The following is a 22,348-nucleotide window of genomic DNA, read 5'->3' as shown; positions in this document are numbered from 1 at the left end:
GGCCATATTAGACGAGCGATTAGCGAATGGCAACTAAATTTGTTTCCTCAGAGATACATTGACTACGTACTAATACGAACTGGATACAGATGAGTCAGGCGGTAGAATCATGCGCTTGCCATTTCCATAATGGTGCAAGATATGTATCGGACGCCGGGGGCGGCCGTTGTCAACCTGTCGGCGGTCTGGCGAGAGGTGCTGCGGCCGTATTGCCGCTCGCGGCAGGACGCTGGATGCGCCCTACCCTGACGAATAAAAAACTGAAGGAGCCACCATGAAAAGCCTCGGAAACAAGCTCGGCTGGTTGGCAGTCTCACTCCTCGGCGCGTTCGCGCTCGCTTATGTGGCCCTGCGCCGCGGCGAGTCGATCAATGCCGTTTGGGTGGTCGCCGCTGCCGTCTGTGTTTATCTCATCGCCTACCGTTTCTACAGCCTGTACATCGCCACCAAGGTGATGGGGCTGGACGCGCGCCGCCAGACGCCCGCCTATAAATACAACGACGGTCTCGACTACGTTCCCACCAACCGCTACGTGCTGTTCGGCCACCACTTCGCCGCCATCGCCGGCGCGGGGCCGCTCGTGGGGCCGGTCCTGGCGGCCCAGATGGGCTACCTGCCGGGCATGATGTGGATCCTGGCCGGCGTGGTGTTCGCCGGCGCCGTGCAGGACTTCATCGTCCTGTTCATGTCGATGCGCCGCGATGGCCGCTCGCTGGGCGACCTGATCAAATCCGAGATGGGCGAGATTCCGGGCGTGATCGCCCTGTTCGGCACCTTCATGATCATGGTCATCATCCTCGCGGTGCTGGCCCTGATCGTGGTAAAAGCGCTGACCGGTTCGCCCTGGGGCACCTTCACCGTGATGGCGACGATCCCGATCGCGCTGTTCATGGGCATCTACTCGCGCTACGTGCGCGTCGGCCGCATCGGCGAGATTTCGCTGATCGGCTTCGTGCTGCTGATGCTGGCCATCGTCGGCGGCCAGTGGGTCCACGACTCGCCGACCTTCGGCCCGATGTTCACCTTCACCGGCGTCGAACTGACCTGGATGCTGATCGGCTACGGCTTCGTGGCCTCGGTCATTCCCGTCTGGCTGCTGCTGGCGCCGCGCGACTACCTGTCGACCTTCCTGAAGATCGGCACCATCGTCGCCCTGGCCATCGGCATCCTGGTGGTCGCCCCGCACATGCAGATGCCGGCCGTGACCCGCTTCATCGACGGCACCGGCCCGGTCTGGTCGGGCAATTTGTTCCCCTTCCTGTTCATCACCATTGCCTGCGGCGCCGTGTCCGGCTTCCACGCGCTGATCTCGTCGGGCACCACGCCGAAGATGATCGAGAACGAAACCCACGCCCGCTTCATCGGCTACGGCGCGATGCTGATGGAATCGTTTGTCGCCATCATGGCGCTGGTGGCCGCGTCGACCATCGACCCGGGCATCTACTTCGCCATGAACGCGCCGGCCGCCGTGCTCGGCACCACCGCGCAATCGGCGGCGGCGGCCGTGTCGAACTGGGGCTTCGTGATCACGCCCGAAACGCTCACGCAGGTGGCGAAGGACGTCGGCGAGCACACCATCATCTCGCGCGCCGGCGGCGCCCCGACCCTGGCCGTGGGCATGGCCAACATCCTGGCCAACGTAATCGGCGGCAAGGCCATGATGGCCTTCTGGTACCACTTCGCGATCCTGTTCGAGGCCCTGTTCATCCTGACCGCGGTGGATGCGGGCACGCGCGCCGGCCGCTTCATGCTGCAGGACTTGTTGGGCGCCTTTGTCCCGTCGCTCAAGCGCACCGAGTCGCTGCCGGCCAATTTGCTGGCCACGGGCCTGTGCGTGGCCGCCTGGGGCTACTTCCTGTACCAGGGCGTGGTCGATCCGCTGGGCGGCATCAACACCCTGTGGCCGCTGTTCGGCATCGCCAACCAGATGCTGGCCGGTATTGCGCTGATGCTGGGCACCGTGGTGCTGTTCAAGATGAAGCGCGGCCAGTACGCGCTGGTGACGGTGCTGCCGACCATCTGGCTGCTGATCTGCACGCTCACCGCCGGCTGGCAGAAGATCTTCGACGAGAACGTGAAGGTCGGCTTCGTCGCCCACGCCCAGAAGTTCCAGGCCGCGCTCGACGCCGGCGAAGTGCTGGCCCCGGCCAAGTCGCTCGACGAGATGCGCCGCATCATCTTCAACGACTACGTCGACGCCACCCTGGCCGGCTTCTTCATGGTGGTAGTGATCGCGGTGCTGGTGTACGGCATCAAGACCGTGATCAATGCGCGCAACAGCAACAGTCCGACGGTGAAGGAATCGCCGTTTGTTGCGGCACCGACGGCGCAGGTGCAGTGATGCTCGGCGCCCTGGCCCAGGCCGGCCGCTACCTCGGGCAAAGCATGCGCCTGATGGTTGGCCTGCCCGAATACGACACCTACCTCGCGCACATGGAGCGCGAGCATCCGGACAAGACGCCGATGACCTACGAGGAGTTTTTCCGCGAGCGCCAGGAAGCGCGGTATGGGTCGGGGCGCAGCGGAGGTTGCTGCTGAGGCGCTCTTCTTGACCGCTTGAACGAAGCCCGTGCCAGTGATGGCGCGGGCTTTTTATATGGTGGGTTCGAGAACCCACCCTACCAAATCGACACCGAACCTGTAGGGTGGGTTCTCGAACCCACCAACCGTGACCGTCGCGTCGTCCCACGGCACGTCCCCGCCTCCCTCCCCACTTTGCGTTTGCGCAAAGCCCGCCCTCCCCCGGCAACGTATATTTTTTCTTGCAGGAATTTGCATTTCTGCATGGAGGGCTTGCGTGCGACACTTGCGCGGGTCCGCATCCCAATGCCGGACCCGACCCCATGCCCCATTCCCAGCGTTCCAGCCTGAACCGCAAACTGACCGTGATGTCGCTGCTGTCGACCGGCAGCGCGCTGGTGTGCGTGTTCCTCGCCTTTGCCGTCGCCTCGGTGCTGAACGGGCGCAAGGACGAGGGCATGCAGCTCTCGTCCCTGGCCGGCGTGGTGGCCACCAACAGCGCCGACGCCCTGGTCTTCAACGACCGCAGCCTGGCCGGCACCCTGCTCGCCGCCCTGGCGGCCAAGGAGGAAATCTCCGGCGCCGCCCTGTACGACCGCAAGGGCCGGCTGTTCGCGTCCTGGCAGTCGCCCCGCCATGCCAGCGCCGACGCGGCGCCGCAGCTGGATGCCTTTGACGCCGCCGCCCTGGCCGAAGCCAGCGGGCGCGGCAGCCGCATCTGGTCGCCGCGCATGCGCCTGTACCGCCCGGTGACCAAGGAAGGCGCCCAGGCTGGCGCGATCGTGATCGAGGCCGACCTGCTGCCGATGTGGCTGGGCATCGCGAAAAGCGTGGGCGTGATCGGCGCGGCGACCTGCGTCTCGCTGCTGGTGTCGCTGGTGCTGGCGCGTCGCTTCACGCGCTCGATCGCCGACCCGGTGACGAAACTGATCCAGACCGCGCGCAAGGTGTCCGAAAGCCAGAACTACACCCTGCGCGTGGCGAATGGCCGCAACGACGAACTGGGCGCCCTGATCGACAGCTTCAACACCATGCTGGCCCAGATCGAGGGCCGCGGCGCCGCGCTCACCAACCACCGCGACGAACTCGAACGCCAGGTCTCGGTGCGCACCGAGCAGCTGGAGCGCGCCAAGAATGCCGCCGAAGCGGCCAGCCGCGCGAAGAGCGCCTTCCTCGCCACCATGAGCCACGAGATCCGCACCCCGATGAACGGCGTGCTCGGCATGGCCGAGATGCTGCTCGGGACCGAGCTCACCGACAACCAGCGCAACTACACGCGCCTGGTCAAGCGCTCGGGCGAGCACCTGCTGGTGATCATCAACGACATCCTCGATTTCTCGAAAATCGAGGCCGGCAAGCTGACCATCGAGTACATCAACTTCAACCTCTGGGACCTGCTGGAAGACATCCATACCGTCTATACCCCGCAGGCGCAGAGCAAGGGCATCGCGCTCGACTTCGACATCGCCAACGACATCCCGGTGGCGATCTGCGGCGACCCGAACCGGCTGCGCCAGATCATGGCGAATTTGCTCGGCAACGCCATCAAGTTCACCGAGCAGGGACGCATCCAGGCCAGGGTGCGCGTGGCCGGCGAAGACAGCCAGGCCGTGATGCTGCGCTTCGAGGTGCACGACACCGGCATCGGCATCTCGCGCGAAGCCAGGAGCCGCATCTTCGAGGCCTTTTCCCAGGCCGACGATTCGACCACCCGCAAGTACGGCGGCACGGGCCTGGGTCTGGCGATCTCGAAGGAGCTGGTGGAGCTGATGGGCGGCGCCATCGGCGTCGAGCACGGCAAGCCGCAGGGATCGGTGTTCTGGTTCACGGTCGGCTTCGACAAGCGCCGCGTCGATCCGGATGCGCCGGGCGTCGCCACGCCACGCGCCGCCACGCCGGGCGTCGCCACGCCGGGCGAGCAGCACCACACCCTGGACGGCCTGCGCGTGCTGGTGGTCGACGAGGTGCACGACAGCCGCGTCGGCCTCGAACGGCACCTGGCCGCCTGGCAGGCCGACTGCGACAGCGCCACCTGCGCCGCCGAGGCGCTCGACAAGCTCGATGGCGCCGCGCGCGCCGGCCAGCCTTTCGATGCGGCGGTGCTCGCCATGGAACTGCAGCATTCGAGCGGCCTGCTGCTGGCCGCCACCATCAAGGCCAATCCGGTCACGCGGCCGACGCGCCTGATCCTGCTCAGCCCCGAGCGCCTGGCGGCCGACCCGGTGCAGCGGCGCGAGGCGGGCGTGGCCTACCAGTTGATCCAGCCGGCGCGCGCCGCCGACCTGTTTGCCTGCCTGGCCACGCGCCCGCGCGGCGCCACCGCCCCGGCGCCGCAATTCATGCCGCCGCCGGCCCTGCCCCAGCCGGGCGGCGTGACGCCGGTGCGCCGGGTGCTGCTGGCCGAGGACAACCCGGTGAACGTCGAGGTCGCAAAGGCGATGCTGGAAAGCCTGGGCCTGCAGGCGCAGGTGGCGCAGAACGGCATGGAAGCCTTGCAGGCGGTGCGCAAGGGCGGCGTCGAGGCGGTGCTGATGGATTGCCAGATGCCGGTAATGGACGGCTTTGCCGCCACCGCCGCGATCCGCCGCGCAGAGCGCGAATCCGGCGCTGCCCACACTTTACCCCGCACGTTGCCCCGCACCTTACCCATTATCGCCATCACCGCGAACGCCCTGCAGGGCGACCGCGAAGCCTGCCTTGCCGCCGGCATGGACGACTACCTGTCGAAGCCCTTCACCCAGCAGCAGCTGGCCGCTGTCATCGGGCGCTGGATCGCGCTGCCGCTGGCCGGCAGCGTGCACCACGGCGCGCATCACCGTAGTGCGGCGCCGACGTTGCCGCCGGAGACGCGCGAAGCGATCCAGCGCGAGGCCATCAACGGCGCAGCGCTCGACAAGATCCGGGCCCTGAGCCGCGACGGCGGCGACGTCCTGGTGCAGAAGGTGATCAACGCCTACGTCGGCGACGTGCCCCAGCACCTGCGCACGCTGCGCCAGGCGGTCGGCGGCCACGACGCCGGCACCGTCAGGCGCATCGCCCACAGTCTGAAATCGGCCAGCGCGAACGTCGGCGCCGAGGCGCTGGCCGGCCTGTGCAAGGACCTCGAACAGCTCGGCCGCGCCGACACCGTCGAGGGCGCCGATGCGCTCCTCACCGACATGGAACACGCCTTCCAGGCGGTCCGGCATTCGCTCAATGCCATGCTAGAGAAGGAAACCTGAGATGCCAAGTTCTTCCCAACGCGGCGCCGTGCTGGTGGCCGACGACGATCCGGTGATGCGCATGCTGATGCTGGAAATGCTGGCCGGGGTCGGCCTGGATGCGATCGAGGCCGCCGACGGCGCCCAGGCGGTGCGGCTGGCGCACGAGCGCCGGCCCGACCTAATCCTGATGGACGTCGAGATGCCGCAGATGGACGGCTTTGCCGCCTGTCGTGCGATCCGCCGCGACGAGTCCGGCGGCGCCCAGGTGCCGATCGTGATGGTCACCGGCGGCGACGACATCGAGGCCGTCACCAGCGCCTACGAGGCCGGCGCCACCGACTTCGTCTCGAAGCCGATCAACTGGCCCATCCTCGGCCACCGCGTGCTGTACGTGCTGCGCGCCAGCGATGCGATTGCGCGCCTGCGCATCGCCGACGCCCAGAACCGCGCGGTGCTGGCGGCGATTCCGGACACCTTCTTCCGCATGAACCGCGACGGCTTTTACCTGGATTATGAACCCGGCCACGACCGGAGTGGCCAGGGCCGTACGCCGGGCGAACGCGCCGGGCGCGCCGCCGACCGCCACGATGCCCCCTTCTCCAGCGAACGCTGCATCGGCCGCCACATCAGCGACGTGCTGCCGCGCCCGATCGCGGCGCGCATGCTCGAGCAGCTCGGCGAGGTGCTGCGCACCCAGGAAATCCGCTCGGTCGAATACGAGTTGATCCGCTTCGGCGCGGCCCAGCATTTCGAGGCGCGCCTGGTTGCCACCAGCCCCTCCGAGGTGCTGGGCCTGGTGCGCGACATCAGCGAGCGCAAGCGCAGCGAGGAGCAGATCCGGCGCCTGGCCTACTGCGACAGCCTGACCGGCATCCCGAACCGCCAGGCCTTCCTCGAAAACCTGGAACGCGAGCTGCAGCGCTCGAAGATCGGCAACAAGAAGTTCGCCGTGCTGTTCATGGACCTGGATGCCTTCAAGCGCATCAACGACACGCTCGGCCACAACGTCGGCGACCACCTGCTGAAGATCGTCTCGGAGCGCCTGCGCGAAACCATTCGCCCGAGCGACCTGGTATCGCGCGGCGATGCGGGGCTGGATGGGACGACCGGGGACTCGGCCAGCAACCTGGCGCGCCTGGGCGGCGACGAATTCACGATCCTGATCCCGGACCTGGAGCGCGTGGAGCATGCGCTGAACGTGGCCCACCGCGTGAAGGAAGCAATGCGCCGCCCCTTCCTCATCGACGGCAACGAGATTTTCGTGACCGCCAGCATCGGCATCTCGCTGTTCCCGGAAGACGGCGACGACTGCAACTCGCTGCTGAAATTCGCCGACACCGCCATGTACCACGCCAAGAACTGCGGCAAGAACAACGCCAAGCTGTACAGCTCTTCGCTGACGATGCAGATCATGAGCCACGTGAAGCTCGAGGTCGGGCTGCGCAAGGCGCTGCAGAACGACGAACTGTATTTGCTGTACCAGCCCCAGCTCGACGTGCGTTCGCAGGAAGTCGTCGGCGTGGAAGCGCTGGTGCGCTGGCGCCACCCGGAGCGCGGCATCATCTCGCCGACCGAGTTCATTCCGCTGGCAGAAGAGACCGGCCTGATCGTGCCGATCGGCGAGTGGGTGCTGCGTACCGCCTGCAACCAGGCGCGCGCCTGGCAGCGCCACGGCCGCCGCGCGCTGCGCATGGCGGTGAACCTCTCGGCCAAGCAGTTCAAGGACGAGAACCTGTCGCAGATCGTGCTCTCGGCCCTGCATGAGACCGGGCTCGATCCGAAGCTGCTGGAACTCGAACTCACCGAGGGCACGCTGATGGACGACGCCCTCGCCACGCTGGCCACGCTCGAGCAGCTGCGCCGCATCGGCGTCTACCTGTCGATCGACGACTTCGGCACCGGCTACTCGTCGATGAACTACCTGAAGCGCTTCGACGTGCGCGCGCTGAAGATCGACCGCAGTTTCATCAACGGCCTGCCGCAGGACTCGGAAAACGCGGCGATCACGCGCGCCATCATCGCCATGGCCCATGGCCTGAAGATGGCGGTGGTGGCCGAAGGCGTGGAGACCGACGAACAGCTGGTACTGCTTGAAGAATATGGCTGCGACGTGGTGCAGGGCTACTTCCTGGGCCATCCGTCGACGGCCGAGAGCATCACCCACATGCTGGGCCCGGTGCGCCTGGTGCTGCCCTCGGGCTGAACCGGCGCCCATGCCCGCCGCAGCCCCTCGCCACGGCGAGGTTTTTTCCGTCCGGCGGCGGCGCGGATCGGCTATGCTGTCAATACGACATTCACTACTGCCCGCCGCCCATGCCTGCCACCCGCCTCCTGTGCGCCGCACTCCTCGGTCTTGCCGCCTGCGCCGGCGCCAGCGAGGCCGCACCTCGGAGCGAGACCGGAAGCGCGGTGCACCTGGTCCACGGCACCCCGGCCGGCCACGCCTACACCAGTTATTACGAGAACCTCGATCCGGTGGCCGACTATCCGGCCGGCGCCTATCTCGGCCTGCGCTGCGCGCCCGACTGCGAACTGGTCGAGGACCAGCTGCGCGTGCTGCGCCAGACCATCGATACCACCGACGGCCCGGCGCCGGGCCTGGTGCTCAAGAGCGCCGGGCGCTCGCTCTTCCTGGTGCGCGGCATCCCCGGCCTGAAGAAGGGGCCGGTACGCACCTGGTACGTCAACAAGCGCTTCCGCTTCCCCGACGACGGGCGCGGCCCCGACCGCCCCTGGACCGCGAGCCAGACGCGCAGCTTCGATATCGACGGCATGCCGCTGTCCATGACCGGCGCCTTTTCGGCTGCGAAGGACCCGGAATGCGAACCGGTGGCGCAGTGCCCGGACGTGCTGCGCGTGGCCTGGGAATACCGGCTCGGCGACGTCAAGCGCACGCTGGCGGTGGTGACGACGAACGCGCCCGAACTGGGCATGCCGCTGCCGATCGAGGACTTCGTGGTCTGGATCGGCGACCTCGATGGCGACGGCAAGCCGGACCTGGTGCTACGGCCGCAGGACCGCAGCGACTACCTCGAGATGCAGCTGTTCCTGTCGAGCCAACTGGCGGCCGGCCAGCCCTGGCGGCCGGCGGCAAGATTCTACTTCTGGGATCCGATGCGTTACGGTTGCTGACGCACCGGCAGCACACCTTAGGGCCGCAAGACCAGCGTATGCCGCGCCACGCCCGGCAGCAGCGGCAGCGGCGTGCCCTTCACCCATTCGCCGTGCCCCTTGCGGAACCAGGGCGACAGCGGATGCCCGCTCTGCCCGCCCGGCATGTTGTACAGCCCTTCTTCCTCGCGCCCCGGCGACACCGTCATGCGCTCGGACTGGCCGAACTTCGGCCCGGCCACGCGCGGCATGTGGGCGTCGCCCGGCAGCTCGTCGGGCGGCATGCCGAGCCAGCCGGCCAGACTCGGGACGGCCAGCGCGATCGGGTGCGTGATCGCCGCCGTGTTGCGCTGGCCCCAGGTGGCCTGCGCCAGCGCCAGGCCTTCCTTGTCGAAGTCCGCGATAACGCGGTCGACCGCGGCCAGTTGCAGGTCGCGCCAGGTTTTCTGGCCCGGCGGCAGCCAGCCGGCCGGCTGGGTGTCGAGCAGGCGCACCAGCACGGCCGGCCAGCGCGGATTGGCGCTGCCCATGCTCGCCTTCTGATCGAGCTTCGCCAGTTCTTCGTTGACGCCGGCGAACAGGATGTCGTGCAGTGCCCACATGGTGTTGCGCGCCAGCCGGTAGCCGACCGAATCGACGTCGGCGCGGCCGTTCCAGCTGGTTTCCAGCAGGCGCCGGAACTCGGCGCGGCGCGGCTGGCCGGCGGTGGCGGCCGGGTCCAGCACGGCCAGGGCGCGCTCGCGCCACAGGGCGATGAAGCGCGCGCGGTCGTCGAGCGCGGCCTGGAAGGCATGCGCGACGTCGGTGCGCGGGCCGAGGCGGTGCACGCGGTCCGCCAGCTGGGCATTGCGCTGGCCGAGGTCGAAGCCGCCGTCGCCCAGCAGCGCCGCGCCCGGCCCCGCCAACTGGCGGCTGTTGGCGGTGGTGATCTGGCCGTCGAGGGGATTGACCACGCGCGGATAATCCTGCGGCGCCAGCAGGTCTTGCCAGCCCGGGGCGGCAGCGCCGGCGGCCAGCGGGAAGCTGTGTTCCACGCCCGGCTGCGCGCGGCGCGGCAGCATGCCGGCGATGGTCCAGCCGATGTTGCCGGCGCGGTCGCCGCCGACGAAGTTCTGGGCCGGGATGCCGTCGGTGTTGGCGATGGCCAGCGCCGCGTCCAGCGTCTCCGCCGTCTCCAGCTTCAGGTGGTTCAAATTCACCGCCTGCGGCTGGTGCGCCACCCAGTGCACCGCGTACTGCCTGCCGCCCGCCGTGCGCAGCGGTCCGAGCGAGGTCTCGCGCACTGCCAGGCGCTCGCCCGGCGCGCCCTTCACGGCGATGGTCTCGACCCGTTCCATCACGCGCTCCCAGCCCGCCGGAGTCCGTACTTCGTTCGGGCGCGCGGCGTCGACGCCGACTTCGACCAGGTCGACGGTGTCGGCATAGCTGTTGGTGAAGCCCCAGGCCACGTGGCCGTTGCTACCGGCGATGACCAGGGGCGGCGCGCCCGGCAGGGTGACGCCGGCCAGGCGCCGCTGCACGCCCTGCCCGTCCTGGTACAGCAGCGCCAGCCGGTACCAGATGTTCGGCAGTTGCAGGCCCAGGTGCATGTCGTCGGCGACGATCGCCGCGCCGCTGCTGCTGCGGCTGCCGGCAATCGCGTAGTTGTTGCTGCCGACCGCGTCGACAAAGGCGTTCGAGGCCAGCGCCAGCTGCGCCGGCGCCTGCGGCTTGCGCCCCCACCAGGCCGGCGGCGCGGGCGGCAGCGGCGCGTCAGGCGGCGCGGCGTGCAGGGCGCCATCGAGCGGGGCATCCCAGCGCGAGGCGCCGGGCAGCAGGAAGGCCAGCTGGGCGGCGTCGCTGTGCTCGCGCAGCCAGCCGCGCGCCAGTTCGCGCCCTTCCTGGCTGCCCTGCAGGTCGATGTACATGGCCCATACGGCGAGCAGCGAATCCTCGGCGCGCCAGGCTTGCGGCGCGGCGCCGGCCAGCAGGTATTCGAAAGGACGCGCCTTCAGGGCGCCCAGGCCGTCGTTGACGCCGGCCACGTAGCGGTCGACAAAGGCGCGCTCCTGCGGCGTCAGCAGGGCCAGCGACTGCTGGGCGCGGGCGCGGAAGCGGTGCAGGCGGCGCGCGCGGTCGAGCGGCAGCGCGCGCGGGCCGAACAGTTCGGCCAGTTCGCCGGCGGCGGTGCGGCGCAGCAGGTCCATCTGGAAGTAGCGTTCCTGGGCGTGCACGAAGCCGGTGGCATACGCCAGGTCAAGCCGGTCGCGGCCGCGGATCAGGGGCACGCCCATGTCGTCGCGCTCGATGCTGACCGCCGCCCGCAGGCCGGGCGCGGTACGTTCGCCGTCGAGCTGGGCCAGGCTGGCGCGCAGGAACAGCCATGCGCCGAGGGCGCCGAGCAGCAGGAGCATGAGCAGGCAGGTGGCGATCCACCCGGTCCAGACTGTCCAGCGACGCTTGGCCATGCGCTCCCCTTTTGTTGCTATCTGTTAAACTTCGCATCTTGCCAGAAAAACCATCCTTGAGAAAGCCTTACATGGGCTTATATAAGAGTACCCAGCGATAAGCAGGCTCGTGGGCGAGCGCGATTGGCCGTGATCGAGCAATCAGGATGCGATTGCGCTAAGCTCGAAACAGGTCTGGATTCGGGACAAACCAACAACGAGGAGTTAATCATGCGTACCCTCATCGCACTATCCGCAGTGCTGGCGCTGAGCGCCTGCGCTACCCCGCAAGAAAAGGCCGCACGCAAACAGGCCGAAATGGCCGAACTCATGCAGGTCTACGGGCCGGCCTGCGACCGGCTCGGCTATGCCCAGCAGTCGGATCAATGGCGTAACTGCATTCTCAGCCTGAGCACGCGCGACGAAGTCCAGCGCGCCGGCAACTACGGGCCATATGGCGGCTGGGGTCCGGGCTGGCGCGGCGGGTTCTGGGGCCGCGGCTGGTAAACATCGGCGCAGCCGGCCTTGGTTACCGCATGGCGGGTGGCCACCATCTGTTCGACCAGGCGCCTGGCATGCGCGAGCAGGCGCGGATGGCGCACGTCCGGCGGATGCAAGCTCAGGCGCACCAGCGGCGCCCCGGCCTGCCAGCGCGCGGCCAGCCCGGCCGCCAGCGGCGACAGGAAACGTCCGCTGCGGTTGCGGGCCGCATAGACCAGCGACGGCGCGAACAGCGCCGGGCCGAAGGGCGTCTGTGACAGCCGCGCGGCCGGCCCTGCGCCAGCGCTAGTGCGTTCGTTGGCACTGCCTGTTTCGGCTATCGCGGCCGCTGCGGCGTCTCCCTTGCCGCCCAGCAGGTGGAAGTGCGTGAAGGTCGTCGTGTAAACGAACGGAAAATCGTTCAGGGCTTCCCAGGCCCCCTCCCCCATCAGCCAGGCCGGCGGCACGAAGCCGCTTGCCGTCCAGCCGCGTTCGCGGAACCAATCGAGTCCCAGTGCAAGCCGGCGCCGCGCCTCCGCGGCGGACAAGGCGGCGAATTCGCCTTCGCGCTGGGTATACACCCCGCGCAAAAAACGCTGGCGCAGGCTAGTGGCCCGTGCTTCGGTATCCAGGTGGGTCAGGCCATGCAAGACCAGTTCGTCGCCGCGCGCCAGCGCCGCATCGAGCCCGGCGCGCATCGTTGCATCGTCGCCCGGACGGTCGTGATAGCGCGGCACCACCAGCCAGCTCAAAGGAATGTCGGCCACTTCGCGCAGGGCCGCGGCCAGGCGTGCGCAATCGTCCCAGGTGGCGGGGGCGACGTCGTGGATCGAGACGCACAGCAAGGGCGGCGGCGACACCGCGGCCTGGCGCTGGACTTGCACCTCGGCTTGCACCTCGGCCTGCGCCTGGGTTCGGGACGGTGAAGGCCAGGCCACCGCGTCAGTCCGACACACAGATGTGCCCGGCGTCCGGCTCGCCGCGTTCGCGCTGCCCGAGCACGGCCTGGTAGCGCCGCATCACCTGGGGCAGGATCTGGTCCCAGTCGTAGTATTCGGCCGCCTTGCGGCGCGCGTTGGCGCCCAGCTGCGCCAGGTCGCGCGCATAGATGGCCTCGATGGCGGCAGCCAGGCTGTCGACACTGTTCGGCGCCGCCAGCACGCCGGTGCGTTCGTCGACCAGTTCCGCCACCCCGCCGCCGGTGGTGGCCACCACCGGCAAGCCGCAGGCCATGGCTTCGAGCACGATCAGGCCAAAGGTTTCGCAGTCGCCCGGATGAACCAGGACGTCGCAACTGGCCAGCAGCCGCGCTAGCTGGCGCTGGTTGCGCTTGAACGGGATATAGGTGATTTGCGGGTAGCGCGGCAGGTCGGCGCCGCCGCCGATCAGCACCAGGTGATAGGGCCGCCCCAGCTTGCGCACTGCCTCTATCAGCAGTGGCAATTTCTTTTCCAGCGTGAAGCGCCCGGCATACACCAGCAGGCGCGCATTCTCCGGCAGGTGCAGGTGGTCGCGCAGGGTTTCGACCCGGCGCGCCGGGTGGAACACGGCGCTGTCGATGCCGAGCGGCTGGTGGCGCGCGCCGGGCACGCCGATGTCCTGCAATTGCTCGACCATCACGCGGCTGGGCGCCAGCACCAGGTCGAACTGACGGTACAGGTGGGCCAGGTATTTGCAGGCGACACCTTCGGCGGCCTGGCCGAAGCGCGGACGCACCAGGCGCGGCAGGTCGGAATGGTAAAAGGCGATGGCCGGCACGCCGAGGCGGCGGCGCAGGCGCAGGGCGGCCCAGGCGCTGTGGCCGGCGTCGCCGACCTCGATCAGGTCGGGCCGGGCCTGGTGCAGCAGGCGCATCGGGGCGCGCACCGAGGTGGGCATGCGAAAGCCGTTGATGCCGGGCAGCGCCACGGCCGGCACCCGCACCAGGGCCGGGGCGGCGCCGCCGCTGTCGACGTTCGGGCTGAGGATGGTGTGGCGAAAACGGCTCTGGCGCGCCAGCCAGCGCGCCTTGGCATTCAGGTAGGTGCTCACGCCGTTGCCTTCGGCGGCGTAGAACATCGTGATGTCGACGAGGTGCATAAACGCGGTCCGCATAAAGTGAGCCCACGATAGCAGCGGCGTTTCGACATCGATTGCGCGCACGCAAACGGGACGAGCACCGCTGCGGGGCTACTGGATGAGACCGATTATGCGGTACGGCGGTCCAGCATGGCGCGCGCGATGGTGCCGGCGTCAACGTACTCGAGTTCGCCGCCCACGGGCACGCCGCGCGCCAGGCGGCTGACCTTCAGCCCGCGCGCCTTGAGCATCTCGCTGATGTAGTGGGCGGTGGCTTCGCCCTCGTTGGTGAAGTTGGTGGCGAGCACGACCTCCCCCACCACGCCGTCGGCCGCGCGGCCGACCAGCTTTTCCAGGTGCAGGTCTTTCGGACCGATGCCGTCCAGCGGCGACAGCCTTCCCATCAGCACGAAATACAGGCCCTTCCAGGTCAGGGTCTGCTCGATCATCATCTGGTCGGCCGGGGTCTCGACCACGCACAGCAGCGTGTGGTCGCGCTCCGGGTCGGCGCACATCTCGCAGATCTCGGTATCGGCGAAGGTATTGCACATGGCGCAGTGGTGCACCGTGTCGACGGCCTGGTAGAGCGCGCGCGACAGCATCGCCGCGCCCTCGCGGTCGTGCTGCAGCAGGTGGAAGGCCATGCGCTGGGCCGATTTCGGCCCGATGCCGGGCAGGCGGCGCAGCGCCTCGGTCAGGAAGTCGAGCGACTTGGACATGCGGGCGCTAGCGCTTTCGCTCTTAGAAAGGCATCTTGAAGCCGGGCGGCAGGCCAGGCATGCCGGCGGTCAGGCCGCTCATCTTTTCGGCGGCGGTGGCTTCAGCCTTGCGCACGGCGTCGTTGAAGGCGGCGGCCACCAGGTCTTCCAGCATGTCCTTGTCGTCGGCCAGCAGCGACGGGTCGATCTGGACGCGCTTGACGTCGTTCTTGCAGGTCATGGTGACCTTCACCAGGCCGGCGCCGGACTGGCCCTCGACTTCGATCTGGGCCAGCTGCTCCTGCGCCTTCTTCATGTTGTCCTGCATGGCTTGCGCCTGTTTCATCAAGCCTGCGAGCTGGTTCTTCATCATGATGCGGTTCTCCAATAAGTCGGATGGTGAGAAATAAAGTTCAGGTCAGGCCAGCGGCGGCTTGACCGAGCCGGGCACGACGAACGCATTGAAGGTGCGCTCCATGTCCTGCACGAAGGCGTCGCCGGCCACCACGGCTTCGGCCTGGCGCTGGCGCTCTTCGCGCGCGGCCTTGGCTTCGGCGCTGGCGGTGTACCAGGTCGGACCGAGTTCGGTTTCCAGGTTGACGCGCACCGACGGGAAACGTTCCTGCAATGCCGCCTGGAGTTTTTCGCTGTTGCCGCTGGCGCGCAGGGTATCGACCGGCACGCGCAGGTAGAAGGTGGCGGAGCCGGCGTCGGCGTGGCACTTGACCAGTTCGGTCTGCAAAGCCAGCTGCTGCGACACGCCGCGCAGCGCCAGGCCTGCGGCCAGGGCCGGCCAGTTGCCGTCCCAACCGATGGCCGGCACCGGGGTGACGACATAGGCATGCGGCGGCGCGGCCGGTGCGCGCACGGCCGGGGCCGGCGCCACCACGGCCGGCGCTTCGGAGGCCACGGCGGTATCGTCGGAAAATTCGGTGACCCAGGATGGCGGGCCGTCGTCCTCACCCGCATCCTGGTAGCCGGCGCGCGCCTGCGGCTGCTGGCGCATGCCGGCCTGGGCGCCTGCCTGCGGGCTGTCCCAGGGCGGCGATGCCGTGCCCGGACGGGCGCCAGGCGCGGCCATGCCGGCCGATGGACCCGGCGGCGCCGAGGACGGCGCAGAGGAAGGCGCGGACGGCGGCGCAGGTGGTGACGCCATGCGGCCAGCCGGCGCGCCCGGCGGCATGCCTGCCGGGGCAACATTGATCGGACGCCCAGGCGGCGCAGCCGGGGCCTGCGGTGCGGTCGGGGCCTGCGGCGTGGCGGGGGCGGCATCGGCGCCCGGACGCTTCGGCGGCGTGCGGATGCCGGAGGCGGCGCGCGCCGCTTCCAGAGCGGCGTTGATGGCGGCGCGGGCGGAATTCATGGCCGGAGCCGGGTTTGCCGGAGCAGCCGGGGCAGCCGGTGCGGCCGAGGTAGCCGGTGCGGCAGCGGGCGGCGCCATACCCGGACGTGCAGCGGCGCCAGGCATGCCGGCGGACGGCGCAGCCGCAGCGGCAGCGGCCGCAGCACGTCCCGCCGGCGCCGCCATGCGCGGCGCTGCTGCCGACGCGGCCGGCGCGGCCAGGCGCTCGGCCCCGCCCTGCCCCGGACGGAAGGCCAGCATGCGCAGCAGGGTCATGGTGAAGCCGGCGTACTCGTCCGGCGCCAGGCCGATCTCGTTACGGCCGTGCACGGCAATCTGGTAGTACAGCTGCACTTCCTGCGGATCGAAAGCCTCGGCCAGGCGCAGGATGTCGGCCAGTTCCGGCAAGTCCTGCGGCACAGCGGCCGGCACCGATTGCGCCAGCGCGATCCGGTGCAGCAGCGTGCCCAGGTCCTGCAGGGCGCCGTTGTACGACAGGCTGCGGCTGGCCATCTCGTCGGCCACGGCCAGCAGGTCGGCGCCGTTCTCAAGCGCCAATGCATCGAGCAGGCGCACCAGGTAGGACTGGTCGAGGGCGCCGAGCATGCCCTGCACCGCGTCCAGCGTCACGGCGCCGGCGGCATAGGCGATCGCCTGGTCGGTCAGCGACAGCGCGTCGCGCATCGAGCCGTGCGCGCCCTGCGCCAGCAGGCGCAGGGCCGGCTGCTCGAAGCTCACGCCTTCCTGGCCCAGGATGTTCTCGAGGTGGCCGACGATGTGGCCCGGCGGCATTTGCTTCAGGTTGAACTGGAGGCAGCGCGACAGCACCGTGACCGGGATCTTTTGCGGGTCGGTGGTGGCGAGGATGAACTTGACGTGCTCGGGCGGCTCCTCGAGCGTCTTCAGCATCGAATTGAACGCGTGGTTGGTCAGCATGTGCACTTCGTCGATCATGTAGACCTTGAAGCGCGCATTGCTCGGCGCGTAGACCGCCTGTTCCAGCAGCTGGGCCATTTCGTCGACGCCGCGGTTGGAGGCGGCGTCCATCTCTATATAGTCGACGAAGCGGCCGGCGTCGATGGCGCGGCAGGCTTCGCACGCGCCGCAAGGGCTGGCCGTGATCCCGCCCTGCCCATCGGGGCCGGTGCAGTTGAGCGACTTGGCGAGAATACGCGACAGCGTGGTCTTGCCGACGCCGCGGGTACCCGTGAACAGGTAGGCATGGTGCAGGCGCCCCGTGTGCAGCGCATGCGTGAGCGCGCGCACCACGTGCTCCTGGCCGACCAGCGTTTCGAAGTTCTTGGGACGGTATTTGCGGGCGAGGACTTGATAGGACATGCCGTGATTTTACCGCAGTTGGGCTACGGCGCGAACAATCGCGGCCCCGGCCGCTTCTCAGGACACGCGCGGCGGCTGCGGCGCCTGCTGTGCCGTGTTGTTATCCAGCTGAAACACCGCGACCACGGTGGCGAGTTCCTCGGCCTGGCTCTTGAGCGCTTCGGCCGCCAGCGCCGCGTCGCGCACCATGGCCGCGCTCTCGCGCGTGTCGCCGTCCATCCCGGCCATCGCCTCGCCGACCTGGGCGATACCCTGGGCCTGGTCGCGGCTGGCGCCGCTGATCTCGGCAATGATGTCCGACACCTGGTGCACGCTGGCCACCACTTCCTGCATGGTGCTGCCCGCCTGCTGGGCCAGCGCGCTGCCGGCGCTGACCTGGACCACCGACTCTTCGATCAGGGCCTTGATCTCGCGCGCCGCATCGGCCGAGCGCTGCGCCAGGCCGCGCACTTCGCTGGCGACGACGGCGAAGCCGCGCCCCTGCTCGCCGGCCCGCGCCGCTTCGACGGCGGCATTCAGGGCCAGGATATTGGTCTGGAAAGCAATGCCGTCGATCAGGGCGATGATGTCGCCGATCCGGCGCGCCGAGGCATCGATCGCCCCCATGCGCTCCACCACCTGGCTCACCACCGCGCCGCCGCGCGCGGCGACCTCGGATGCCGAACCGGCCAGGGCGTCGGCGCGCTGGGCATGCTCGGCATTGCGGCGCACGGTCTCGGTCAGCGCATCCATCGAGGCGACGCTGGCGCGGATCGACGCCGCCTGGCGCCCGGTGCGCAGCGCCAGCTCGGCATTGCCGTCGGCGATTCGGGCCGAGGCGGCGCGCGTGGTGCGCACATTGTGCTGGACACTGGCCAGCGCTGCCTGCAGCAGCCGCACCACGTCCTGCAGCGCGCGCCCGCTCTCGCTGCGCACCGGCTGGGCGCGCAGGTCGATGGCGCCGTCGCGGCCCTGCAGCGCGGTGACGCTGGCGCGCAGCTCGGCATCCTGCAAGGCCTCGCGCCGCAGGACCAGCGCCAGGTAGCACAGGACGATGGATTCGGCGACGACATAGGCGGCATGCGTCAGCACGATGCCCAGGCCGGGGCGTTCCAGGCACAGCACGCCATACCCGAGCTCCTGCAGGTAATTGAAGGACAGGTGGTGCAGCGCGATGGTGGTAGCGGCCACGACGATCACCTGCCAGTCGCGGTAGCACAGGAGAAATGCCAATGCCACGAACAGACCGAAATGCAATTCGTCGCGCCCGCCGCCCTGGTGGATGTGCAGGGCGCACATCACGACCAGCGCGACGGCCTGCACCATGCCGGTCAGGCGCGATCCAGCCGCCGTCAACGCCAGGCCGGCCGACAACAGCGCCGTGGGCAGGCCGATCAGGAGCGACCATTTGAGGGTATCGTGCATGCCCGACAAGGCGAACGACACCAGCAGCATTGCCGCCATGATGCATGCCATCAGCCGGTTGGCCTGGCGCAGCTTGCCTGTGAGTGTCTCCTGCACATGTAATTTAATCATTTTCCCGCCGTTTTGATGAATTTGTTGACATGCGGAAATTTAATCAGAGAAATACTCAGCTTGAAACCGGTCGGTAAGAAATTGGGACGAATAGCAAACTATGGCGCTGTAGCGATCGTCATTTACAACAGTATTCGCGTACAGGCGCACGCAGCCCTGCCTCAATGCAGTAATCAACGCAGGGAAAACAGGAAAGCGTCGGCGAATGCCAGAAAAGCAAAAAGCAGAAGAGCAGGAGACAGCATGCAACGCTACGCAAGCGCGAGGGAAACTGCGGGAATGGGGAAGAAGCGAATGAGGAAGCTGAGAAGCTGAGAAGCGGAAGGAGGCGAGCCTGATCTGCGGCACTTGCGGTGAACGGCTGTGGCTGCTTCGTTCCCGACCTGACCAGGTAAACCATGCCACAATGCGCAGGGGCCCGCCAGCGGCCATTATAACCGACGAAGCCCGCAAAGTGGCAGCGTTTTTATTGCTGTGAGATATGTCCGTACGGCGAGGGCTGAGAAGCCGGGGGGGCCGCCAACCCCCATCGTACGGTTGGCGCCGGCAGCCCGGCTCGGCGCCTCCGGGTCAAATACCCAGTTGCTGCCAGATTTCGTCGACCCGGGTTTTCACCTCCGGCGCCATCACGATCGGCGTGCCCCACTCGCGATTGGTCTCGCCCGGCCACTTGTTGGTGGCGTCGATCCCCATCTTGCTGCCCAGCCCGCTGATCGGCGAAGCGAAGTCGAGGTAGTCGATCGGCGTGTTATCGACCAGCACCGTGTCGCGCGTCGGGTCGACCCGGGTCGTGATCGCCCAGATCACTTCCTTCCAGTCGCGCACGTCGACGTCCTCGTCCACCACCACGATGAACTTGGTGTACATGAACTGGCGCAGGAAGCTCCAGACCCCGAACATCACGCGCTTGGCGTGTCCGGCGTATTGCTTCTTCATCTGCACCACCGCCATGCGGTAGCTGCAGCCTTCCGGCGGCAGGTAGAAATCGGTGATCTCGCTGAACTGCTTCTGCAGCAGCGGAATGAAGACTTCGTTCAGGGCCACGCCCAGCACGGCCGGCTCGTCCGGCGGTTTCCCGGTGTAGGTCGAGTGGTAGATCGGGTCGCGGCGCATGGTGATGCGGTCGATCGTGAACACCGGGAAGCTGTCCTGCTCGTTGTAGTAGCCGGTGTGGTCGCCGTACGGCCCCTCCAAGGCATGCTCGAAGCCCGAAGGGTGGTTCGCATCCGGGTAGATATGCCCTTCCAGCACGATCTCGGCAGACGCCGGCACCCGCAGTTCGCTGCCGATGGCTTTCGTCAGCACTGTGCGCTGGCCGCGCAGCAGGCCGGCGAACTGGTATTCCGACAGGCTGTCGGGCACCGGCGTCACCGCGCCGAGGATGGTCGCCGGGTCGGCGCCCAGGGCCACGGCCACCGGATACGGCTGGCCCGGGTTGGCGATCGCGTGCTCGCGGAAGTCGAGCGCGCCGCCGCGGTGCGCCAGCCAGCGCATGATCACCTTGTTCGGCCCCAGCACCTGCTGGCGGTAGATGCCCAGGTTCTGCCGCTTCTTGTTCGGTCCCTTGGTAATGACCAGGCCCCAGGTGATGAGCGGCGCAATGTCGCCCGGCCAGCAGTGCTGGATCGGCAGGCGGCCGAGGTCGACGTCATTGCCCTCCCAGACGATTTCCTGGCAAGGCGCGCCCTTGACTTCCTTCGGCCCCATGTCCCACACGGCTTTCACGAGCGAGCCCATGTCCATGATGTCCTTGAAACCGCGCGGCGGCTCCGGCTCCTTCAGGCGTGCCAGCACGTGGCCGATGCGGCGCAGCTCGCCGACATTGTCGGCGCCCATGCCCAGCGCCACGCGGTGCGGCGTGCCGAACAGGTTGCCGAGCACCGGGATCGTATGACCGGCCGGCTTCTCGAACAGCAGTGCCGGTCCGGCGGCGCGCAGGGTGCGGTCGCAGATCTCGGTCATCTCGAGATGAGGCGATACCGGGATAGTTACCCGCTTTAATTCGCCTATTTGTTGCAGTTGGGACATAAAATCCCGGAGATCCGAATATTTCATCAACTTTTACTTGTTTTTTCGATTGCTTGAGGTTAATCAAATACAGCGGCCAAGTGATTGATTTGCCACGGTATTGCTGAGCTGGCGTGACAATAATTAGATTTAAAAGTAATTAAGCTCGTTCGTGCTAGTATTGACTTGGTATAAACCACCTCTTAGAATCCCCCCTACTTGATGAGGCGGCCACATTTTGCAGTGATTGTAGCCGCTCTCATAACTTCACGGGGTCGGGGCCCCAACGACATTTTAAGGAGTGTTTTCACGAGGCGTCTGCCTCAAGAACCTTTCGGTTCTATCCCCCGAGACAGTTGTTGAGCCACTGGCAACGCCACCCACCCTTGGGTCATGCGGCCAGCTGTAGCAAAGCAATGACGGCGTTTTGGCCAGCCCACGATGGGTGGCCTGACGATTTTTCTGATGCACGGCATTGGTCACCACCGCAGCGCCTGGAGCGCCGCGACGGGATGCTTTTTGCCGCGACAAAGGGGACTTCGATGATCAATCGTTTGTTCGGCACGAGCGCAAGGCTCGTCCACCTGGCCAGCCAGCCAGTCTCATGGTCTTCCATGGGCAAAACGGCGCGTGGTCTGATGACCACCATGCAGCACACCCTGACCGTTTTCGGTCTCTCGGCAGTGGCGGTACTGGCCCTGCTCTACACGAATCCGGACGCCGCCAAGTCGGTGTCCCGCTTCCTGCACCCGGAGGCCGCCGTTTCCGCGTCCGCTACGCCTGCAGCGCCCATGGTGGCAGCCCAGGCCACACCTGCACCTGCACCCGCACCGGCCGCCATGGCCGGCCCGGCCGAGGTGGCCCACGACGCCAAGCTGCTGGGCAATACCAAGCAGCAGCAGAACGTGACTTCCTGGCTGGCCAAGCGCTACCGCGTGGCCGGCGACGCCGCCAACATGCTGGTCTCGACCGCCTACGTGACGGCGCACGAGGTCAAGCTCGACCCGCTCCTGATCCTGGCGGTGATGGCCATCGAATCGGGCCTGAACCCGTTCGCGGAAAGCCCGATGGGCGCCAAGGGCCTGATGCAGGTAATGGCCAAGGTCCATCACGACAAGTTCCAGGAAGTGGGCGGCGCCCAGGCCGCGCTGAACCCGGTCGCCAACATCCGTGTCGGCGCCCAGATCCTGAAGGATTACGTGAAACGCACCGGCTCGGTGGAAGGCGGCCTGAAGACCTACGTGGGCGCGGCCGACTTCGAATCCGACTCGGGCTACGGCTCCCGTGTGCTGGCCGAATATCAGCGCCTGAAGCAGGTGGCGCGCGGCCACAAGGTGCCGACCCGTACCCCGGCAGCCCCGGCGCAGATGGTCGTCAAGCGCGCCCAGCCGGAAGCGCCGGCTCCGGCACCGAAGACGGAAGCGGCACCAACCGCCGAAACGCATACCGAGACGCTGGCAGCGAACCTGTAAGCCTCTGTATATCGATACTCCTCATGGCCATCGCTTGCGGTGGCCTTTTTTATTGGCAAGGTGCCAGTGCGCGTTGGCCACATTGGCAACGGCGCTGGGGTTCGCAAGTACCAACAAAAAAGCCACCGCGCCGCGAGGCAACGGTGGCTTTCTGGCCGATGCTACTAATATATATAGT

15 protein-coding genes and 1 other RNA gene are annotated in these 22,348 nt (G+C 67.7%); 7 read left to right on the top strand and 9 right to left on the bottom strand.

Features of this window, described 5'->3' with window-relative positions; all coding sequences use genetic code 11:
- The first annotated feature begins 274 nt into the window (after positions 1 to 274).
- The 5 genes from ACWYRN_RS17265 to ACWYRN_RS17245 all read left to right on the top strand — a co-directional run bounded on the left by ACWYRN_RS17265 (position 275) and on the right by ACWYRN_RS17245 (position 8,855).
- Positions 275 to 2,341, top strand: coding sequence for a carbon starvation CstA family protein (locus ACWYRN_RS17265; protein WP_488688789.1), 2,067 nt, complete (start codon positions 275 to 277; stop codon positions 2,339 to 2,341).
- Positions 2,341 to 2,538: a YbdD/YjiX family protein gene (locus tag ACWYRN_RS17260; RefSeq protein WP_229439574.1), complete on the top strand. Its 198-nt coding sequence runs from the start codon at positions 2,341 to 2,343 to the stop codon at positions 2,536 to 2,538. The genes ACWYRN_RS17265 and ACWYRN_RS17260 overlap by 1 nt, the downstream gene beginning before the upstream one ends.
- A gap of 305 nt (positions 2,539 to 2,843) precedes the next feature.
- Positions 2,844 to 5,741, top strand: a complete 2,898-nt coding sequence (locus ACWYRN_RS17255) for a response regulator (protein WP_488688788.1) — start codon at positions 2,844 to 2,846, stop codon at positions 5,739 to 5,741.
- A gap of 1 nt (position 5,742) precedes the next feature.
- A complete protein-coding gene (locus tag ACWYRN_RS17250; protein ID WP_488688787.1) occupies positions 5,743 to 7,926 on the top strand; it encodes a putative bifunctional diguanylate cyclase/phosphodiesterase in 2,184 nt (727 codons plus the stop codon).
- A gap of 110 nt (positions 7,927 to 8,036) precedes the next feature.
- Entirely contained in the window at positions 8,037 to 8,855 is an 819-nt protein-coding gene (locus ACWYRN_RS17245; protein WP_488688786.1) for a hypothetical protein, read from the top strand.
- A gap of 17 nt (positions 8,856 to 8,872) precedes the next feature.
- Here ACWYRN_RS17245 and ACWYRN_RS17240 read toward each other — a convergent pair whose 3' ends face one another.
- On the bottom strand, positions 8,873 to 11,281 hold the full coding sequence (locus ACWYRN_RS17240) for a penicillin acylase family protein (protein ID WP_488688785.1): 2,409 nt from the start codon (positions 11,279 to 11,281) through the stop codon (positions 8,873 to 8,875).
- Between the two features lie 210 nt (positions 11,282 to 11,491).
- On the opposite strand from ACWYRN_RS17240, the gene ACWYRN_RS17235 reads away from it, so the two are divergent.
- Positions 11,492 to 11,767 (top strand): hypothetical protein, encoded by a 276-nt coding sequence (locus tag ACWYRN_RS17235; RefSeq protein WP_229439341.1) that lies wholly within the window; start codon positions 11,492 to 11,494, stop codon positions 11,765 to 11,767.
- Here the strand turns inward: ACWYRN_RS17235 and ACWYRN_RS17230 are convergent.
- The 8 genes from ACWYRN_RS17230 to ubiD all read right to left on the bottom strand — a co-directional run bounded on the left by ACWYRN_RS17230 (position 11,704) and on the right by ubiD (position 20,746).
- Complete coding sequence (locus tag ACWYRN_RS17230; protein WP_488688784.1) at positions 11,704 to 12,678, bottom strand: DUF2334 domain-containing protein; 975 nt, start codon at positions 12,676 to 12,678, stop codon at positions 11,704 to 11,706. The genes ACWYRN_RS17235 and ACWYRN_RS17230 overlap by 64 nt on opposite strands.
- A 4-nt stretch (positions 12,679 to 12,682) precedes the next feature.
- Complete coding sequence (locus ACWYRN_RS17225) at positions 12,683 to 13,819, bottom strand: glycosyltransferase family 4 protein (protein WP_488688783.1); 1,137 nt, start codon at positions 13,817 to 13,819, stop codon at positions 12,683 to 12,685.
- A 107-nt stretch (positions 13,820 to 13,926) separates the two neighbouring features.
- A complete protein-coding gene (gene recR / locus ACWYRN_RS17220; RefSeq protein ID WP_229439344.1) occupies positions 13,927 to 14,517 on the bottom strand; it encodes a recombination mediator RecR in 591 nt (196 codons plus the stop codon).
- A gap of 22 nt (positions 14,518 to 14,539) precedes the next feature.
- Complete coding sequence (locus ACWYRN_RS17215; RefSeq protein WP_229439345.1) at positions 14,540 to 14,869, bottom strand: YbaB/EbfC family nucleoid-associated protein; 330 nt, start codon at positions 14,867 to 14,869, stop codon at positions 14,540 to 14,542.
- Positions 14,870 to 14,914: 45 nt separating this feature from the next.
- Complete coding sequence (locus ACWYRN_RS17210; RefSeq protein ID WP_488688782.1) at positions 14,915 to 17,176, bottom strand: DNA polymerase III subunit gamma/tau; 2,262 nt, start codon at positions 17,174 to 17,176, stop codon at positions 14,915 to 14,917.
- Positions 17,177 to 17,233: 57 nt separating this feature from the next.
- Complete coding sequence (locus tag ACWYRN_RS17205) at positions 17,234 to 18,691, bottom strand: methyl-accepting chemotaxis protein (RefSeq protein WP_488688781.1); 1,458 nt, start codon at positions 18,689 to 18,691, stop codon at positions 17,234 to 17,236.
- Between the two features lie 324 nt (positions 18,692 to 19,015).
- Positions 19,016 to 19,114: signal recognition particle sRNA small type (gene ffs, locus ACWYRN_RS17200), an RNA gene on the bottom strand.
- 147 nt (positions 19,115 to 19,261) lie between these two features.
- Positions 19,262 to 20,746: a 4-hydroxy-3-polyprenylbenzoate decarboxylase gene (ubiD, locus tag ACWYRN_RS17195; protein WP_488688780.1), complete on the bottom strand. Its 1,485-nt coding sequence runs from the start codon at positions 20,744 to 20,746 to the stop codon at positions 19,262 to 19,264.
- A gap of 590 nt (positions 20,747 to 21,336) precedes the next feature.
- Between ubiD and ACWYRN_RS17190 the strand changes: the two genes are divergently transcribed.
- Positions 21,337 to 22,170 (top strand): transglycosylase SLT domain-containing protein, encoded by an 834-nt coding sequence (locus ACWYRN_RS17190; RefSeq protein ID WP_488688779.1) that lies wholly within the window; start codon positions 21,337 to 21,339, stop codon positions 22,168 to 22,170.
- The last annotated feature ends 178 nt before the right edge of the window (positions 22,171 to 22,348 follow it).

This window comes from Massilia sp. BAP21 (assembly GCF_057801335.1).
This window is presented reverse-complemented; position numbering and strand designations above follow the sequence as displayed.

Excerpts from the sequence above, each read along its gene's own strand:
- ACWYRN_RS17225 (WP_488688783.1), bottom strand. The coding sequence starts at position 13,819 with ATGCACCTCGTCGACATCACGATGTTCTACGCCGCCGAAGGCAACGGC.
- ubiD (WP_488688780.1), bottom strand. The coding sequence starts at position 20,746 with ATGAAATATTCGGATCTCCGGGATTTTATGTCCCAACTGCAACAAATA.
- ACWYRN_RS17255 (WP_488688788.1), top strand. The coding sequence starts at position 2,844 with ATGCCCCATTCCCAGCGTTCCAGCCTGAACCGCAAACTGACCGTGATG.
- recR (WP_229439344.1), bottom strand. The coding sequence starts at position 14,517 with ATGTCCAAGTCGCTCGACTTCCTGACCGAGGCGCTGCGCCGCCTGCCC.
- ACWYRN_RS17210 (WP_488688782.1), bottom strand. The coding sequence starts at position 17,176 with ATGTCCTATCAAGTCCTCGCCCGCAAATACCGTCCCAAGAACTTCGAA.
- ACWYRN_RS17245 (WP_488688786.1), top strand. The coding sequence starts at position 8,037 with ATGCCTGCCACCCGCCTCCTGTGCGCCGCACTCCTCGGTCTTGCCGCC.
- ACWYRN_RS17265 (WP_488688789.1), top strand. The coding sequence starts at position 275 with ATGAAAAGCCTCGGAAACAAGCTCGGCTGGTTGGCAGTCTCACTCCTC.
- ACWYRN_RS17205 (WP_488688781.1), bottom strand. The coding sequence starts at position 18,691 with ATGATTAAATTACATGTGCAGGAGACACTCACAGGCAAGCTGCGCCAG.
- ACWYRN_RS17260 (WP_229439574.1), top strand. The coding sequence starts at position 2,341 with ATGCTCGGCGCCCTGGCCCAGGCCGGCCGCTACCTCGGGCAAAGCATG.
- ACWYRN_RS17235 (WP_229439341.1), top strand. The coding sequence starts at position 11,492 with ATGCGTACCCTCATCGCACTATCCGCAGTGCTGGCGCTGAGCGCCTGC.
- ACWYRN_RS17250 (WP_488688787.1), top strand. The coding sequence starts at position 5,743 with ATGCCAAGTTCTTCCCAACGCGGCGCCGTGCTGGTGGCCGACGACGAT.
- ACWYRN_RS17190 (WP_488688779.1), top strand. The coding sequence starts at position 21,337 with ATGACCACCATGCAGCACACCCTGACCGTTTTCGGTCTCTCGGCAGTG.
- ACWYRN_RS17215 (WP_229439345.1), bottom strand. The coding sequence starts at position 14,869 with ATGATGAAGAACCAGCTCGCAGGCTTGATGAAACAGGCGCAAGCCATG.
- ACWYRN_RS17240 (WP_488688785.1), bottom strand. The coding sequence starts at position 11,281 with ATGGCCAAGCGTCGCTGGACAGTCTGGACCGGGTGGATCGCCACCTGC.